Source organism: Sphingosinicella sp., from assembly GCF_041916975.1.
In the GTDB taxonomy this organism is placed as follows: domain Bacteria; phylum Pseudomonadota; class Alphaproteobacteria; order Sphingomonadales; family Sphingomonadaceae; genus Sphingosinicella.
Genome location: NZ_JAYRYK010000001.1, coordinates 2,581,461 through 2,597,050, shown reverse-complemented (window position 1 = coordinate 2,597,050; position 15,590 = coordinate 2,581,461). Strand labels below are relative to the sequence as shown.

At 60.6% G+C, this 15,590-nt stretch carries 15 protein-coding genes; 11 read left to right on the top strand and 4 right to left on the bottom strand.

From position 1 onward, the window contains the following. Positions 1–39: 39 nt before the first annotated feature. The 5 genes from ACE3TJ_RS12330 to ACE3TJ_RS12310 are packed head-to-tail and all read left to right on the top strand — an operon-like array spanning position 40 to position 4,193. Positions 40–1,236 carry a lipid-transfer protein gene (locus ACE3TJ_RS12330; RefSeq protein ID WP_374596527.1) on the top strand — a complete coding sequence of 399 codons (1,197 nt, stop codon included), beginning with the start codon at positions 40–42 and terminating at the stop codon, positions 1,234–1,236. A 2-nt stretch (positions 1,237–1,238) separates the two neighbouring features. Beyond that, entirely contained in the window at positions 1,239–1,682 is a 444-nt protein-coding gene (locus ACE3TJ_RS12325; protein WP_374596525.1) for a MaoC family dehydratase N-terminal domain-containing protein, read from the top strand. Positions 1,683–1,686: 4 nt separating this feature from the next. Then, positions 1,687–2,100: a MaoC family dehydratase gene (locus ACE3TJ_RS12320; RefSeq protein ID WP_374596523.1), complete on the top strand. Its 414-nt coding sequence runs from the start codon at positions 1,687–1,689 to the stop codon at positions 2,098–2,100. Positions 2,101–2,110: 10 nt separating this feature from the next. Beyond that, the gene (locus ACE3TJ_RS12315; RefSeq protein WP_374596520.1) at positions 2,111–3,031 is read left to right on the top strand and encodes an SDR family oxidoreductase; all 921 of its coding nucleotides are present in this window, start codon (positions 2,111–2,113) and stop codon (positions 3,029–3,031) included. A 22-nt stretch (positions 3,032–3,053) separates the two neighbouring features. Further along, positions 3,054–4,193: an acyl-CoA dehydrogenase family protein gene (locus tag ACE3TJ_RS12310; RefSeq protein WP_374596518.1), complete on the top strand. Its 1,140-nt coding sequence runs from the start codon at positions 3,054–3,056 to the stop codon at positions 4,191–4,193. 225 nt (positions 4,194–4,418) lie between these two features. Here the strand turns inward: ACE3TJ_RS12310 and ACE3TJ_RS12305 are convergent, their stop codons facing one another. Beyond that, on the bottom strand, positions 4,419–4,676 hold the full coding sequence (locus ACE3TJ_RS12305) for a hypothetical protein (RefSeq protein ID WP_374596516.1): 258 nt from the start codon (positions 4,674–4,676) through the stop codon (positions 4,419–4,421). 226 nt (positions 4,677–4,902) lie between these two features. Here ACE3TJ_RS12305 and ACE3TJ_RS12300 point away from each other — a divergent pair, with 226 nt between their 5' ends. From ACE3TJ_RS12300 to ACE3TJ_RS12290, 3 genes are read left to right on the top strand one after another with little or no spacing between them, the layout of a single operon-like run. Further along, complete coding sequence (locus tag ACE3TJ_RS12300) at positions 4,903–5,760, top strand: ThuA domain-containing protein (RefSeq protein ID WP_374596514.1); 858 nt, start codon at positions 4,903–4,905, stop codon at positions 5,758–5,760. After that, entirely contained in the window at positions 5,757–6,311 is a 555-nt protein-coding gene (locus tag ACE3TJ_RS12295) for a gluconate 2-dehydrogenase subunit 3 family protein (RefSeq protein WP_374596512.1), read from the top strand. The genes ACE3TJ_RS12300 and ACE3TJ_RS12295 overlap by 4 nt, the downstream gene beginning before the upstream one ends. Before the next feature lie 12 nt (positions 6,312–6,323). Then, entirely contained in the window at positions 6,324–8,012 is a 1,689-nt protein-coding gene (locus ACE3TJ_RS12290; RefSeq protein WP_374596510.1) for a GMC oxidoreductase, read from the top strand. Between the two features lie 277 nt (positions 8,013–8,289). Here ACE3TJ_RS12290 and ACE3TJ_RS12285 read toward each other — a convergent pair whose 3' ends face one another. Both ACE3TJ_RS12285 and ACE3TJ_RS12280 read right to left on the bottom strand, forming a co-directional pair. Continuing rightward, complete coding sequence (locus ACE3TJ_RS12285; RefSeq protein ID WP_374596508.1) at positions 8,290–8,466, bottom strand: hypothetical protein; 177 nt, start codon at positions 8,464–8,466, stop codon at positions 8,290–8,292. Next, positions 8,453–8,818, bottom strand: a complete 366-nt coding sequence (locus ACE3TJ_RS12280; RefSeq protein ID WP_374596506.1) for a hypothetical protein — start codon at positions 8,816–8,818, stop codon at positions 8,453–8,455. The genes ACE3TJ_RS12285 and ACE3TJ_RS12280 overlap by 14 nt, the downstream gene beginning before the upstream one ends. A gap of 186 nt (positions 8,819–9,004) precedes the next feature. On the opposite strand from ACE3TJ_RS12280, the gene ACE3TJ_RS12275 reads away from it, so the two are divergent. Next, positions 9,005–9,235: a helix-turn-helix domain-containing protein gene (locus ACE3TJ_RS12275; RefSeq protein ID WP_374596504.1), complete on the top strand. Its 231-nt coding sequence runs from the start codon at positions 9,005–9,007 to the stop codon at positions 9,233–9,235. Between the two features lie 457 nt (positions 9,236–9,692). Here ACE3TJ_RS12275 and ACE3TJ_RS12270 read toward each other — a convergent pair whose 3' ends face one another. Beyond that, a complete protein-coding gene (locus ACE3TJ_RS12270) occupies positions 9,693–12,104 on the bottom strand; it encodes a TonB-dependent receptor (protein ID WP_374596502.1) in 2,412 nt (803 codons plus the stop codon). A gap of 264 nt (positions 12,105–12,368) precedes the next feature. On the opposite strand from ACE3TJ_RS12270, the gene ACE3TJ_RS12265 reads away from it, so the two are divergent. Together ACE3TJ_RS12265 and ACE3TJ_RS12260 are read left to right on the top strand one after the other, a co-directional pair. Further along, the gene (locus ACE3TJ_RS12265) at positions 12,369–14,117 is read left to right on the top strand and encodes a thiamine pyrophosphate-binding protein (protein ID WP_374596500.1); all 1,749 of its coding nucleotides are present in this window, start codon (positions 12,369–12,371) and stop codon (positions 14,115–14,117) included. Further along, a complete protein-coding gene (locus ACE3TJ_RS12260) occupies positions 14,114–15,556 on the top strand; it encodes an aldehyde dehydrogenase family protein (RefSeq protein ID WP_374596498.1) in 1,443 nt (480 codons plus the stop codon). The genes ACE3TJ_RS12265 and ACE3TJ_RS12260 overlap by 4 nt, the downstream gene beginning before the upstream one ends. The last annotated feature ends 34 nt before the right edge of the window (positions 15,557–15,590 follow it).

The window sequence follows — 15,590 nt, the reverse complement described above, 5'->3', positions numbered from 1 at the left end:
TATCCTTCTGGATGTGCGCGCCGCAGCGAAAGGATAGGTATGGCCTCGACATTTGAGCAAAAGCCGATTGTGGCAGGGGTCGGCATGATCCCCTTCGCCAAGCCGGGCGCATCGGAGAGCTACGATGTAATGGCCGCCGCCGCGGTGGGACTGGCGCTGCAGGACGCCGAGCTCGACTATGATGCCATCCAACAGGCGTTCGCCGGCTACGTCTACGGCGATTCGACGTGCGGACAGCGCGCACTCTACCGCGTCGGCATGACGGGCATTCCCGTCTTCAACGTCAACAACAACTGCTCGACGGGCTCATCCGCCCTATTCCTTGCGCGGCAGGCAATCGAGACCGGCGCGGCTGACTGTGTTCTGGCGGTTGGCTTCGAGCAAATGACGCCGGGGGCGCTCGGCACCGTCTTCAAGGATCGTACGAGCCCGTTCGAGACATTCGACGATGTCTGCGACGAACTCGTCGGTCATGCCGAGATCCCGCTGGCGCTCAAATATTTCGGCGGCGCCGGCAAAAGCCACATGGACAAGTACGGCACCACGCTTGCCGACTTCGCGAAGATCCGCGCGAAAGCGAGCCGCCACGCCAGAAACAACCCGCTGGCACTGTTCCGCACCGAGATCACGCCCGATGACGTGCTACAGTCCCCGGCCGTCTGGCCGGGCGTGATGACCCGTCTGATGGCCTGCCCGCCGACATGTGGCAGCGCCGCCGCCATCCTCGTTTCGAACGATTTCGCGAACCGGCACGGCCTGCGCAAAGACATCCGGATTCTGGCGCAGGCGATGACCACCGACACGGCTTCCACCTTCGCCGCGGGCGACATGATGCAGCTCGTCGGCTACGATATGGCCGCAGCCGCGGCCAAGGCCGTTTACACGGCCGCCGATCTCGGCCCTGAGGACATCGACGTCATCGAACTGCACGATTGCTTCGCGCACAACGAGCTCATCACATACGAGGCGCTCGGCCTTTGCCCTGAGGGCGGCGCAGCACAGTTTATCGCCGACGGCGATAACAGCTATGGCGGCCGCTATGTGACGAACCCCTCCGGCGGGCTGTTATCCAAGGGGCATCCGCTCGGCGCAACGGGCCTCGCCCAGTGTTACGAACTCACGCATCAGCTGCGTGGGACCGCCGACGCTCGTCAGGTCGAAGGCGCGCGGACAGCGCTCCAGCACAATTTAGGGCTCGGCGGCGCCTGTGTCGTGAGCCTGTACCAGCGAGGATGACGATGGCCGATCCTAGTTATATCGGAACGAAATCTGCACCCGTGACGGTGCCCGTCGAGGCCGGTCAGCTGAAGTTCTTTGCAAAAGCAACGGGCGAGACAAACCCCGTGTATACGGACGAAGCCTCAGCGAAGGCGGCAGGCTACAACGCCCTCCCCGCTCCGCCGACGTTCGCCTTCTCACTCAATCTCGCGCGGCCCGATCCATTCGCGACCTACACGTCGCTCGGCCTTGATCTCGGCCGTATCCTCCACGCCGAGCAGGCATTCGAATACGGCGTACCGATCTGCGCGGGCGATACGATCACGATCACGGAAACGCTTGTCGACATTTTCGAAAAACGCGGCGGTGCCCTGGCATTCTACGTTTTCGAAGGCATCGCGACGAACCAGCGCGGCGAGATTGCCATGAAAACGCGCAATACGCTAGCATACAGGCAAGGATAGCAGGATGACTGCAACCACCGCGCTCGCCGTGGGAGACACACTCCCGCCGCTTACCAAACCTGCCATCACGCGTACGACGCTTGCGCTGTTTTGTGGCGCCTCGAACGATCACAACCCGATTCATGTCGACATCGATTTCGCACGCCGCGCGGGCATGGACGACGTATTCGCGCACGGCATGCTGTCGATGGCCTATCTTGGGCAGATGCTGACCAACTGGGCGCCGCAATCTGCACTCCGCAGTTTCGGCGTCCGCTTCTCTGCGATCACTCACCTCGGCGATGAGATCACCTGCTCCGCGACAGTGACCGAGCGCTTCACGACGGACGGCGAGGCGCGCGCGCGTCTCGCCATCATTGCGGCCAATCAGGCCGGAGACGTGAAACTCGCCGGCGACGCCGTCATTGCCATTTCCTGAAGGAACACGGATGAGCAGCTACAGTTTTGAGAATCGCGTCGTCATCGTCACCGGTGCGGGCAACGGCCTTGGCCGCAGCCACGCGCTCGAATTCGCGCGTCGGGGCGCGAAGGTCGTCGTCAACGATCTCGGCGGATCGGGACGTGGTGAAGGCGAAAGCAAGTCTGTTTCCGACCGCGTCGTTGAAGAAATCAGAGGTGCGGGCGGCACTGCCGTCGCCAATGCTGATTCAGTCGAACAGGGCGACAAGATTGTGCAATGCGCGCTCGACAACTTCGGGCGCGTCGATGTGGTGGTGAATAACGCAGGTATTCTCCGCGACTCAAGCTTCCAGAAGATGACTGACGAAGACTGGAGCCTTATCCTGCGCGTCCATCTTACAGGCAGCTATTCGGTTACGCATGCTGCATGGCCGTATATGCGGGCACAAGGGTATGGCCGTGTGCTGATGACGTCGTCCGGCGCAGGCATCTACGGGAATTTCGGGCAAGCCAATTATTCTGCGGCCAAGCTCGGGCTTCACGGCCTTGCCCAGACGCTCGCGATCGAAGGCGGCCCGCGTGGGATTCAGGTCAACACGATCGCCCCGATCGCTGCCTCGCGCCTCACCGAGACGGTGATGCCGCCGGCCATGCTCGCAGGCCTCAACCCTGACCTCGTGACGCCGCTCGCTGTCTACCTCTGCAGTGAGAACTGCGCCGAATCCGGTCAGATCTTCGAGGTGGGCGGCGGCTGGGTAACGCGTCTGCGCTGGGAACAATCGCGCGGCGCCCTGTTCGATGCCGACACCCGCTTCGATGTCGAGGCGCTGGCTGCACGCTGGCAGGAGGTACAGTCGTTCGAGGGTGCGATGCACCCGGATGGCATAGGCAATACTTTGCAGATCGTCGGCGAGCACCTCGGCATCGATATGGAGATCGCGCCGCAATAAGACACCAAAGGAGAACAACGCCATGATCTCCCCGCGCTGGATGACGGATGAGCTTGCGATGTTCCGCGATACGGTACGCAAGTTCGTTGAAGCCGAGATTGCACCGCACGAAGACAGGTGGAGGAAACAAGGGCATGTCGATCCGGCGCTATGGCGCAAGGCCGGCGCACTCGGCCTTCTGTGTACGGATATTCCGTCGGAGTATGGCGGCGGCGGTGCTGATTTCCGCTGCGAGGCAATCATCGGTGAGGAGACGGCCGGGCGAGGTTACACAGGGTGGGCTCCACTCGTGCATTCGATACTCGCACACTACATCCTCGGTCATGGTACGGAGGCGCAGAAGCACCACTTCCTCCCCCGCCTCGCATCCGGAGACCTGATCGGCGCCATCGCCATGACCGAACCTTCGGCGGGGTCGGATTTGCAAGGTATCCGCACCCGCGCAGTGCGCGATGGTGGCGCCTATGTGCTCAACGGGTCGAAAACCTTCATCTCGAATGGCTCGATCGCCGGGCTCATCGGCGTCGTTTGCAAGACATCACCGGATGATCGCGCGCGCGGCATGTCGATCCTCCTCGTCGAAACGGCTGGGCTGGAAGGGTTCAAAGTCGGACGAATTCTCGAAAAGATCGGCCAGAAGGGCCAGGACACCTGCGAGCTCTTCTTCAACGACGTCAAAGTAGCGGCGGAAAACCTGCTCGGCGAGGTCGAAGGTCAGGGATTTTTTCAGCTGATGAATGACCTGCCCTACGAACGCACGGCAATCGGTGTCGCCGCTGTTGCAGCGATGGAAACGGCCTTTTCTCTCACCAGAATGCATGTCTCGGAGCGGCAGGCCTTTGGCGCCCCGTTGATCCAGATGCAGACCGTGCGCCACAAACTCGCCGAACTGAAGACGCAGATTCGTGTCGCGCGCACCTTCATTGACGACTGCATCCAACGCGTTACGGCGGATACGCTCGACAATGAAACGGCTGCGATGGCGAAATGGTGGCTCACCGATCTGCAGGGGAAGGTCATGGATGAATGCCTGCAGCTGTTCGGTGGCTATGGCTACATGGCCGAATATCCGATCTCGCGCTTCTATACGGATGCCCGCATCATGCGCATCTATGGCGGCGCGAACGAGGTGATGAAGGAACTGATCTCCCGCAAGTTGTGACAGCCAAAGTGCGCACGCTAGCGCGGAAATGCATGATAGAGCCCATGGGATCAGAACACCGCCCAACAATACCGAACCCGGCTGCGATCTGCACTTACATAACCGCGAGGGTCATTTTATGGCTCTGGCTGCAGGCAAGCACTCACAGCCTCTGAATTGACCGCCAGATATCGAAGCTAGCTGTCTTTTCTCTGTTCTTGGGCACGCTCACGCTGGGTTGTCTGCTTAAAGCAGGCGGTCATGATCGAACACTGGCAAGGTCATTACGCCGCCATCAGGCCGCACAATGCGATCGGTTATCGCCTGCCCACACCGGAGCCATCTTGCAAAGCTTTGCAGCATGGTAGGATGAAGTGAAAGACGCATCAGGCCATCCGGCAGTCCGCTTGCAATCTCTTCAAGCAATCGATCCTCCGCCAGTGCGTTTACAAGTCCGCCTGTCTTCATCCGCCCTTGCGTCAGCTCGATATTCGTATATGACATTTGATTTCAATATAGAAATATAATATTCTTTAACAGAATATCTTGTTAATAGGATACCATGCACGAAAGGATGAACAAAAATGCGATCCTGTCCTAGTGCCACTAGATTAATGGTAGCCATAGCGGAGCATCGATACATCGCCGCCACAACGCGCACAGTTCAAACCTATCTGCCCTCAGCGATAAACCAGCAGCCAGCGCCTATCTGCCAATGCAGGGATGGTCGATGAAACTGACCTGGAAAAACGTTCTGCGCGTCGTGCTGGGGCTGGTGACGGCGTTCATCATCCTCGTCGTTGTGACGATCGGGCCAACATTCTACCGCGTGTATATTGGCTACAGAATCTACGAGAAGGTTCCTCCCGTCTTGCCGCGGGAGCTCGCACGCCCAGCGATTCTCATATTCTCAAAAACAAACGGCTTCCGGCATGAAGATGCGATCCCAGCGGCGAATAAATTGCTTGGGGCGATTGCGCGAGAACATGGCTGGGGAATCTTCTTCACGAACAACGGAGCGGTGTTCAACACGAAACAGCTGACACGCTTCGATGCCGTTGTCTGGAACAATGTAAGCGGCGATGTCCTAACCAAAGATCAGCGTCAGGCCTTTAAGACTTATATCGAAGCTGGTGGCGGCTTTGTTGCCTTTCATGGCAGTGGCGGCGATCCACGTTATCGCTGGCGCTGGTATGTCGAACATTTGATCGGCGCGCAGTTCATCGGCCACACACAGGATCCGCAGTTGCAAAATGCCGTCGTCCGTATCCGCGACAGGAACCATCCGGCAACGCGCGATATGCCCTCTCAATGGAACAGTGTTGACGAATGGTATTCGTTCGATCGATCCGTTCGGCGCAGTGGCTACCATGTTCTCGCCGATGTGGACGAGAGATCCTACCAACCCGGCGACGTTGCGATGGGCATGGATCACCCAATCGCTTGGTGGCATTGCGAGGGCCGCGGGCGGGCCTTCTATTCTGCATTGGGGCATCGGCCCGAAATCTATGCAGAGCCGAACTACAAAAAAATGCTCGCCGGCGCGCTAGTCTGGGCCACGCGGCGGGAAGGAAAGGAATGCCAGTGACACTGAGTATCAATGATGTGAGCAGGCGAATGTTGCTTGAGCGGGCCCTGCTACTCATTACAGCTTCCGCGGCGACCAGCACACTCCCCGCCTATGCGGTAACGCAGACTCAAACCCACTATTTTTCGGCACCGCGCTTCGCTTTGCTTGAAAATGTTGCCGATGTAATGATCCCAGAGACCGACACGGCGGGTGCACGGTCCGCAGGGGTGCCGGCCTATGTCGATCAAATGATCGCTTCCTGGGGATCGGCAGAGACAAAGGCGCAGTTCAACATGGCTCTCGATGCTATCGACGCGAACAGCCATGCATTGCTCCATGCCGGATTTCGGGCGCTCACGCCGGAGCAGAAGCTTGAGCTTCTTGCGGCCCATGACGCGGCGGAACTTTCCAAGCCCGGCAGTCCTTATGTGCGCCTGAAAGAACTTTTGCTCACGGCCTATTATCTATCCGAGCCCGGAGCAACACAGGAGCTTCGCTATGAGCCGATCCCGGGCATCTATCGTGGCGACATATCGCTTTCCGAAATGGGCCGCGCATGGGCTGTTTGAGAGGACTCCAGAATGGATTTTGATGCAATCGTCGTCGGGTCTGGCATGACTGGTGGCTGGGCCGCCAAGGAGTTAGCGGAGAAGGGTTTCAAAGTACTTGTGCTCGAGCGCGGTCCCAAGATCACGCATGGCGTCGACTATCACGACAATCTGGCGCCTTGGGAACTGGACAATCGCAATCGCGTCGCGGAAGTCGAAGTGGCACAACATTACAGCGTGCAGAGCACCTGCTCCTCCTTCAGCAGCGCAACCAAGCAATTTTGGGTGAAGGACAGTGAGCATCCCTATACCACGCCGGAAAAGAAACCATTCTACTGGATTCGAGCGCACAATCTGGGCGGCCGATCGCTCACCTGGGCGCGACAGACTTACCGTTGGAGCGACATTGATTTTTCGGCGAACAGCCGCGACGGCTATGGCGTAGACTGGCCTATCCGCTATGCCGACATAGCGCCCTGGTATGATCGCGTGGAACGCTTTATCGGCGTTACCGGTTCACGCGAGAATATTCCCCAAGTCCCCGACGGGGTATTCCTGCCGCCATTTGAAATGACCGCTGTCGAAAAGGATTTTCAGCGCAAGCTCGCACATGGATTTCCTGGACGGCATTTGTTTATCGGCCGCGCCGCGCATCTGACGGAACCCTCACAGGAACATCTTGAGCTGGGCCGCGGACAGTGCCAATCACGGGAGGTTTGTGCACGTGGCTGTTCCTTTGGCGCCTATTTCTCAAGCCTGAGTGCCACGCTTCCCGCTGCCCAGCGTACCGGCAATGTCACCATCATTACCGATGCCGTCGTTGACAGCATAATCCATGACCCCAAGACAGGCAGGGCAGGCGGCGTCCGAGTTGTGGATGCAAACTCCTTGGGCAAAAGCGAGTACCGCGCGCGCGTGATTTTTTTGTGCGCATCTGCGATTGCAAGCGCACAGATCTTGTTGAACTCAACATCGGAAGCCTTCCAGACGGGACTTGCCAACCGCTCCGACCAAGTCGGGCGCAATCTTATGGACCACGTGGCCGGGGACGCAGTGGCAATGGTCCCAGGTTTCGAGGATCGATATTATTACGGTCGGCGACCAACGGGGACGTATTTGGCGCGCTACAGAAACATCAGTGAACCAGTGGAAGACTTCGTCCGCGGCTATGCCTTCCAAGGATATAGCGCGCGCATGAACTGGGCCCTGGCAAAAACCACGCCGGGTATCGGGCTTGAGTTGAAACACAGGCTGCGTCAGCCTGGCCCATGGATTTTTGCATTGGGCGGATTTGGCGAAATGCTTCCCAATCCGGCCAATCGTGTTATCCTCAAGAACGAACGTGATCGCTGGGGCATGCCCATCTGCCACATCGAATGCGATTACGGCCCCAACGAACTCAAGATGATAAAACGAATGCGTGCCGATGCGCGCGAAATGCTCACGGCCGCCGGCTACACTGTATTGCCGTTCGGCGATGGAGAAGTGCCCGAAGTGCTCGGCGCAAAGGTTCATGAAATGGGAACAGCACGCATGGGGCATGATCCTGCCACGTCGGTTCTGAACGGCGCCAATTATGCCCATGACGTAACCAATCTCTACGTCACAGACGGAGCCTGCATGGCTTCGTCGGCTTGCCAGAACCCTTCGCTTACCTACATGGCGTTGACAGCCCGGGCGGCGCATCACGCGGCGGAACGCATGCAGACGGGCGCGCTTTAACTGCACCCGCCGCCGCTCGCCGGGCGGCGGATGAATTTGCGCCCAGAGCCCCTGCTATTCGGCGGAAGGGCTTTCGAGAAAACGCGAAAGTAGGCGAACACTGAGGCCAGTGCCGCTTTCCGCTTGCATCAAGCCCAAACGGTCGCCGCCATATCAATATGCGCCTAACGTCGGTTGCCCACAAACTGACGCAAGAAAATCGCAGCATTGAGGGCACCACCCTCCATTCGGCGCGTTGCGCAGGTGCGCAATCGGGCTGCGCATCAATTCAAGATAGTCATCGTCCGTCGGCATGGCCATAGCCGCTCACCTTCCACCTCACCTGCCGCGCGCAGCTTCTCCACAAGGAAGGGGTTGTCGAAAACAGGCCTGCATAGCCGTCATAAAACGCGTTCATGATCGCACCCATCAGCGTCGCCGCATCGATCACCAGAAAAGCATCATGCGTTCGCAAGTTGGGTTTCATCGGCGAATGGGAGGTCATCGAAACGATGAAAAAAAGGGTGTTCGTGTTGCCATGACCGCCCTATCGGCGTGAGGCTGACGAGGAGGCGGCGGGCATCGTTCTCAAGCTCGGCTTGGCGCACAACGTTTATGATAGGCGTAAATTGGGAGAACAGCGCCAGTATCACGAGCGTCCAGCGAAGACCCTTGCCCTTCAGCGGACCGATGGCGATCCGGTCGCTATTGAGCGCGACAATGAAGAGCAGCCCGACGATCGCAAGCGGCCACCAGCCGTTCAGACCCGTGCCGATCAGCAGAAGAGGAACTGCAACGGGAAAGGTAATCACGAGCAGGCTGGCCACGTGGATGGCCTTCCATTGCTTTGGTTCTACCCGCTGAGCAGGTCCAGCACCCGGTTCTATAGTCATTGCACCCTCAACATGTATACGATCAGTGACACGACTTGGGCTCGTATCACCGCGACAGTCAACGATTTTGTCACTGATCGTCTGTAGATCGATAATCGACATCGAGGTCTTGATGCGCGCGTGGACATACGCGCGCGCCTTGGGAGGAACATCCGCAAGCTCCGTCGGGAAAAGGGCTGGAGCCAGGAAGACTATGCCGACCGCGCCGGCATCCACCGCACCTATGTGAGCGATATCGAACGGGGTGCACGCAACCCCACGATCACCGTCGTCGAGAAACTCGCAAAACCCCTCAAGGTAACGCCGGGCGTTTTGCTCGACGGACAGGGACACGATCGGAACGAGGACTGAACACGGGTCTTCGGATCAGTTGCGCCCTTATCCGCCCCGCCCCCCGCAGGAAGGCATATTCACCGTAGTAAGCGTCGCCCCCGCGCACCCTCTGTTCAAATAGTGTTTTCTTGCCCCCTCACGGCCGCGAACGAGGCACATCGCGAAGACAACAGATCAGACGTGGCAGAGGAGCCACCTGCTACAAAAAGCTTAGGGACAGCAGCCGCCAACATCTCGGACGTCATTGATGCCAATCGCGCCACCTGATACCTGCCGTCCGTTTGTTTTGTCGCTCGACGGCGGCTTTGTGCCTCTCTTTGGACTGTCCGCTTCCGGCGACAACGCACCGGAAGCGGAACTCAATGGCCTAGACGTAAGATCTGGCATCATTCCCGCGTCGCCGCTCGCAGTCCGCATTCCGTTTTGCTGTTGATCGGACTCAATCTCAAGCGGGGCATCGCCCTCGCGACGACAGTCAGAACTTTGTCTGAAGGATAAGCGACCACACCGATCCGCGCGAATAGACCGCTTCCGCGAAGCCGCCGTCAGGCTGCAGCACCCCGGCCATCGAGTAGAGCTTGTCGAAGACGTTCTTTCCGCTTGCAGTCACCGAGATACGCTCGTCAGCCGACTGCCAGGTCACCCCGAGATCGACGAGATGATAGCCGGACTGTGCGAGCACCGGCGTGTTGGTCGAATCACGGAAGGCCTTTGACTTGTAGGACCAATCGACCCGCGGCGTGAGGCTGGCCCCGCCGGGGAGCTCGAATAGGTAGGAAATCGCTCCCGAAACCGTCCATTCAGGAACCATCGCGAACTTGCTGTCCGGCGTAATGCCCACCGCCAGCGCGGCCGGGAGAAGGGAGGCTTTCTTCCAGCCGGCGTCGATATAGCCGAGCGAGAAATCGACCGTCAGCTCTGGCGTGGGATGGTAGTTTGCCTCGACCTCGGCGCCCTTGATCGTGCCGTCACCGCAATTGATGATGGTCGGCGCAATGCCCTGTACGACAGAACACTGCAGTCCCTTGTAGTCGGTGTAGAAGACCGCGCCGTTCAGGCGCAGCGCCCGATCGAACAGCGTCGTCTTGACCCCGAGCTCGTAGGCGTCGACGGTTTCGACGTCGAAGGTCGTCGCTTCCGCGACCGGCTGGACGATCCGCTGCTCGAATCCCCCGGCCTTGTAGCCGCGCGAGTAGGATGCGTAGGTCAGCACGTTCGGATCGATGCGCCAGGAGATATCGGCGTGTGGCGTCCATTCGCTATAATCCAACGGTGTCGAATTGTTGATGAGGAGGATCGGTGGGATGGCGATTTTCGGATCGGCCGGCGTCGCGTCCGGAAGGCCGAGCGCGAACGGGCGGAACTCGTAGATCACCTGTGTACGTCCGAGCGCGAAATGCTTGGAACTGGGACTGAACACCTTGTGCTCGTCGGTATAGCGTAGGCCGCCCGTGAGGCTGATAGCATCGGACAGCTTGTAGGTCGCCTGGGCGAAAGCGGCCTTGCTCTTGTTTTTGAACGCTCCGCCGGAATGCAACGTCACCGCCCAGATATCGACGGCGTCGAGCTGATAGCCCGTCTCCTTCAGATAATAGCCACCGAAAATCCAGTCCAGCCGCTCGTCGAACGCCGTGCCGCTGATTTGAAGTTCCTGCGAGAATTGTTTCTGGCCCAGATCACTGTTCGCTTCGAGGACATTGAAGGGCGTATGGTCGGGATTGCGCGGGTTGCTGGCCGACAGCTTGCGATAGGCGGTGATCGACTTGACGTCGGTGTCGCCGATGCTGAGGTCGATGGTCTCGCTGACGCCCCACACCTTGGTGTAGTCGAACGAATTGAAGGGGCGCTTGCTGTAATCGTTGAGATACGCGCTGTCGGTCGAGTAACCGAACACAGTCTCATGCTTTCCGCGGATGTAATACTCATCGACGCAAGCACCGCCGGCATTGCCCGCGACACCGCCGCTGCAACCGAGCCCGGCGTTGGCAAGCGCCACGCTGGTCGGTTCGCCCGAGAGCGGATTGGTCTCGAACAACTGCACGAGTACGAACGGTGCGGCGCTGTTTTTCTCGCGCGTATAATCGGCGTGGGTTGTGAAACGTAGGTTGTCGGTGGCCTGAACTTCGACGATGCCGCGACCGGACCAGCTGCCTTGCCGGCCGAAATCCTCGATCCGGGCGATGTCGCGGACATAGCCGGACTGGGAACGGCGCTGGACGGTGAAGTTGGTGCGAACGGATTCGGAGATGGGCAGGTCGACAGCCGCCGTGGCATTTATCAGATTGTCGGTGCCCGCTTCCATCCGGAACCGGACGCCGAGATCCGCGGCGGGTCGCTTCGAGCGCAGCAGCACCGCGCCGCCGACACTGTTACGGCCGAACAGCGTACCTTGCGGCCCGCGCAGCACTTCGATCGATTCCACATCCAGGAGCGACATGACGTTGCCGCTGGTGCGCGCCAGATAGACACCATCCACATAGATGCCGACGCCCGGTTCCGTCCCCAGGGAGAACTCGGTGGTGCCGATGCCGCGAATGAAGACCGAGCCGTTGTTCGATGCGCCGGTGAGTGGCGCCGCCGGCTCGAAGACGACGTTCGGCGCGAACTGGGCGATGGTATCGATCTTGGTGGTGTTGCGCGCCTCGAGCTGGGCGCCGGTGAGGGCAGTGATCGCAATCGGCGTATCCTGCAAGTTTTCGGAGCGTTTGCGCGCCATCACCAGGATTTCGCCCTCAGCGGCCGGTGTCACCTCGGGTTCTGCCTGCTCTTGCGCCTGCGCTGCCGGCGCGAGCGCGACAAGCATCGATCCCGCGCCCGACATCAACATGGCCCGCGCAAGACGTGCGGGTCCGGTTCCCGCGTTGATCTGTTTTCCCCCGAACAGCATTGTAAACCTCCCTGTAAAATCGATCCGGCGGACGCGCTTTTGTTTTTCGGTCCGTGCGGTTCCCCACGAGACAACGATGATATGGAGAGCGGCCCATTTTGCGTTGCCAAGGCAGGAAGGAAATTTTGACCTTCCAGCGTTCGCGCAGGGAAAACGGCACGTAAGCGAAGAGATTCTTGACCTGGCCGCCGGGGCGCTTGACGCTCCGCGGCCCGCTGATCATCGTTTGACGGGATGCGATGGATCACCCGTCCCGGAGGCACGATGAACGATACCATGACGTTCGGGGAACGGTTTGTTCACCTGCTGATACAAGAGCAGGTCGACACGATATTCTCCCAGGGCGACCTCAGCATGGTCGATATCCAGATGCATGCCGAGCGCAACGGCATCGCCGTCGTGGGGCCGAGGCATGAGGCCTCGGCAGTGTTCATGGCCTCGGGCTACTATTGCATGACGGGCCGCCCTCAGGTGGCGTTCGGGGCGATCGGCCCGGGTGTCGCCAACCTCCTGCCGGGCGCAGTGTGCGCCGCGCAGGAAAACATCCCCGTGCTGCTGATGGGCGCCCGTCGGCAGAACGCCTCGAATCTCGCGGTACGCCAGGGTCGCTGGCTGCACGCGCCGATGCTCGACATGTTCCGCAGCACCTGCAAGTTCGCGGCGGCCATCGACCACCCGGACCGTATTGATGAAGTGGTGCAGGAGGCGTTCCGCCGGGCACTCTCGGGAACGCCAGGCCCAGTCTATATCGAATATGACTATTCGATCCATGACAAGGCCTGGTCCTTCCCGCCGCTGATCCCGCCGTCGCGCTACCGGACGGGACCGCAACGTGCCGATGCGGTGGCCATCGAAGACGCTGCCCGAATGATCCGTGCGTCCAGATCGCCGCTGCTGGTGGCGGGAGACGATGTGGTGCGCACCCGGTCGCACGATGCTTTCGCCCGGCTCGCCCGACTGCTCGGCGCGCCCGTGCTGATGACGATGGGCGGCAGCGGCGCTGTGCCCGAAACCGATGCGCAGGTGCTGCTGCCCATGAGCGAAGCAGGTCGGAACGCAATCGCCGGCGCTGATCTCGTGGTCGCGATCGGCACATGCTTCCCGGAGATGAGCGGCTATGGCCGGCTGGGCCACTTCGCGGAGGGCGGCGAGGATCGCAAGGTGATCGTACTCGAGCGTGACGCCGCGGCGGTAGGCGTCAACCGCCCCGTCGATCTCGCGGTGATCGGCCACCCGGCTCTTACCATCGCGCAGTTGGCCGACGAGATCGAGAAGCAGGGTCCCATGCAGCCTCAAGCCGGTCTGCCTGCCCTGCGGGCCGCCTACCTCGGCGAACGGGAAAGGCTGGAAGCCGAGATCCCCCTCACCAATCGCATCCATCCGTCCAGACTGATGCTTGAAGCCCGCAAGGCCGTGCCCGACGATGCGGTTGTGGTGCTCGACGGCGGGCTGACCATCCTCTACAAAATCGCGTTCTTCGAACAGCGCAGCCGTGATTTTCTTTACACCTCGAACTTCTCGCACCTCGGCACGGGCCTCGGCTATGCGATCGGTGCGCAGCTCGCCGCTGGCCGCGAACGACCTGTATGCCTGCTAAGCGGCGACGGCGCGCTCGGCTTTCATTTCATGGAGTTCGAAACGCTGGTACGGCACAAGCTGCCGGTGGTCGTGGTGGTCAACGACGATCAGTGCCTGGGCGCCGAGATGGCGGCCCATGTCGCGCATGTCGGCCACACGATCGAGACCACGTTCAGCCCTGTCCGCTACGACCTGATGGCCGTGGCGATCGGCGGGCACGGGGAATATGTCGACGATGCGGGTGAAATTGGTCCTGCCATTGCGCGAGCGTTCGCTTCCGGCAAGCCGGCGCTGGTGCAAGTCGCGACCGACCAGAGCGCGAGTTATGCGCATGCCCCGCCCTACGTGATGGACCTGGTCGGCTGGCTCGAAGCCGATCCTGCAACCTACAGCGCAACGATTGTTCCAGCCATCGATGAGGAGCCGAGACGATGAGCATCGCCGCCCCTATCTCTGCCGCCCACGTGCGCGGCGCGTTCGAACGCCAGCGCGCTGCTTTCCTGGCCGATGGCTCTCCTCCGCTCCATGTCCGCATCGATCGTCTTCGCCGACTCGAACAGTTCCTGCTGCGCTACGAGAAGCTGTTCGTTGAGGCCTTGTACGCCGACTTCGGCGGACGCAGCCCGATCCTGACACGCGTCGCCGACATATTGGGCGGAATCGGCGCTATCCGTTTCACCCGGGACAGTCTGGGGGCATGGATGGCGCCTGAACCGCTGGATATCGGCCAGCCGGACGTCGACGTCGCGATTCACCGCGCGCCGCGCGGTGTCGTTGGTGCGATCATCCCGTGGAATGGACCAGTATTGCTCGGCAGTCTGGCGATGACGGGCATATTGGCCGCGGGAAACCGCGTTCTCCTGAAGCTCCCCGAACTCGCCCCCGCGACCTCGCAGCTAATGGCCGAGGGTCTCACCGCGCTGTTCGATCCGGCCGAGGTCGCGCCGCTCGAAGGGGGACCGGAGATCGCCGAGGCGCTGACCAGCCTGCCGCTCGATCACATCCTCTTCACCGGTTCAACCGCGGTCGGGCGCAAGGTCATGCAGGCGGCAAGCGCCAATCTGGTGCCGGTGACGCTCGAACTCGGCGGCAAGAGCCCGGTCGTCATCACCCGATCGGCCGACGTGACGCTCGCGGCGGCGCGGCTGACACAGGCGAAGCTGGCGTTTGGCGGCCAGGTCTGCGTGACGCCGGACTATGTGCTCGCGCCGGGCGACATGATCAACGGGCTGGCTGATGGAATGCTGGCGGCAGCCCACCACCTCTATCCCACGATCACGGAAAACGACGATTATACCGCGATCATCAGCGATCGCTACTACGGCCGCCTGCAGGCGCTCATCGACGATGCCCGCGCCAAGGGCGCAGACATCCGCACCGTCAACCATAACGATGTCGATACCGGGAAACGCAGCCGCAAATTTCCCTTCACGATCGTCATTGGCGCACATGACGACATGGCCGTTATGCAGGAGGAGATCTTCGGCCCGATCCTTCCGATTATTGCATCGAACAGCCTTGAGCACAGCCTGCGCTTCATCCGATCGAGGCCGCACCCGCTGGCGGCCTATTATTTCGGAACCGAGGACGCCGAGATCGGCCTTGTCACCAGCGGCATCCAGACCGGCAGCATCGTGATCAACGACGCGCTGTGCCAGATCTTCCACGAACAGATCCCCTTCGGCGGCGTCGGCGCGAGCGGGATGGGCCGGTATCGCGGCCACGAAGGCTTCAAGACCTTCAGCAATTCGGTTTCCGTCGTGACCCAGCAGAGCGATGAAGCCGTGCTGGCGAGCCAGCGCCCGCCGTTCGGACCGGATGTTGCCGCCTATTTCGACAGCCAGATCGAAGCACTCAGGCGGAGCGCGGCATAAGCGGGGGACGCTCCACCGGCGCTGAGTGCAGGCG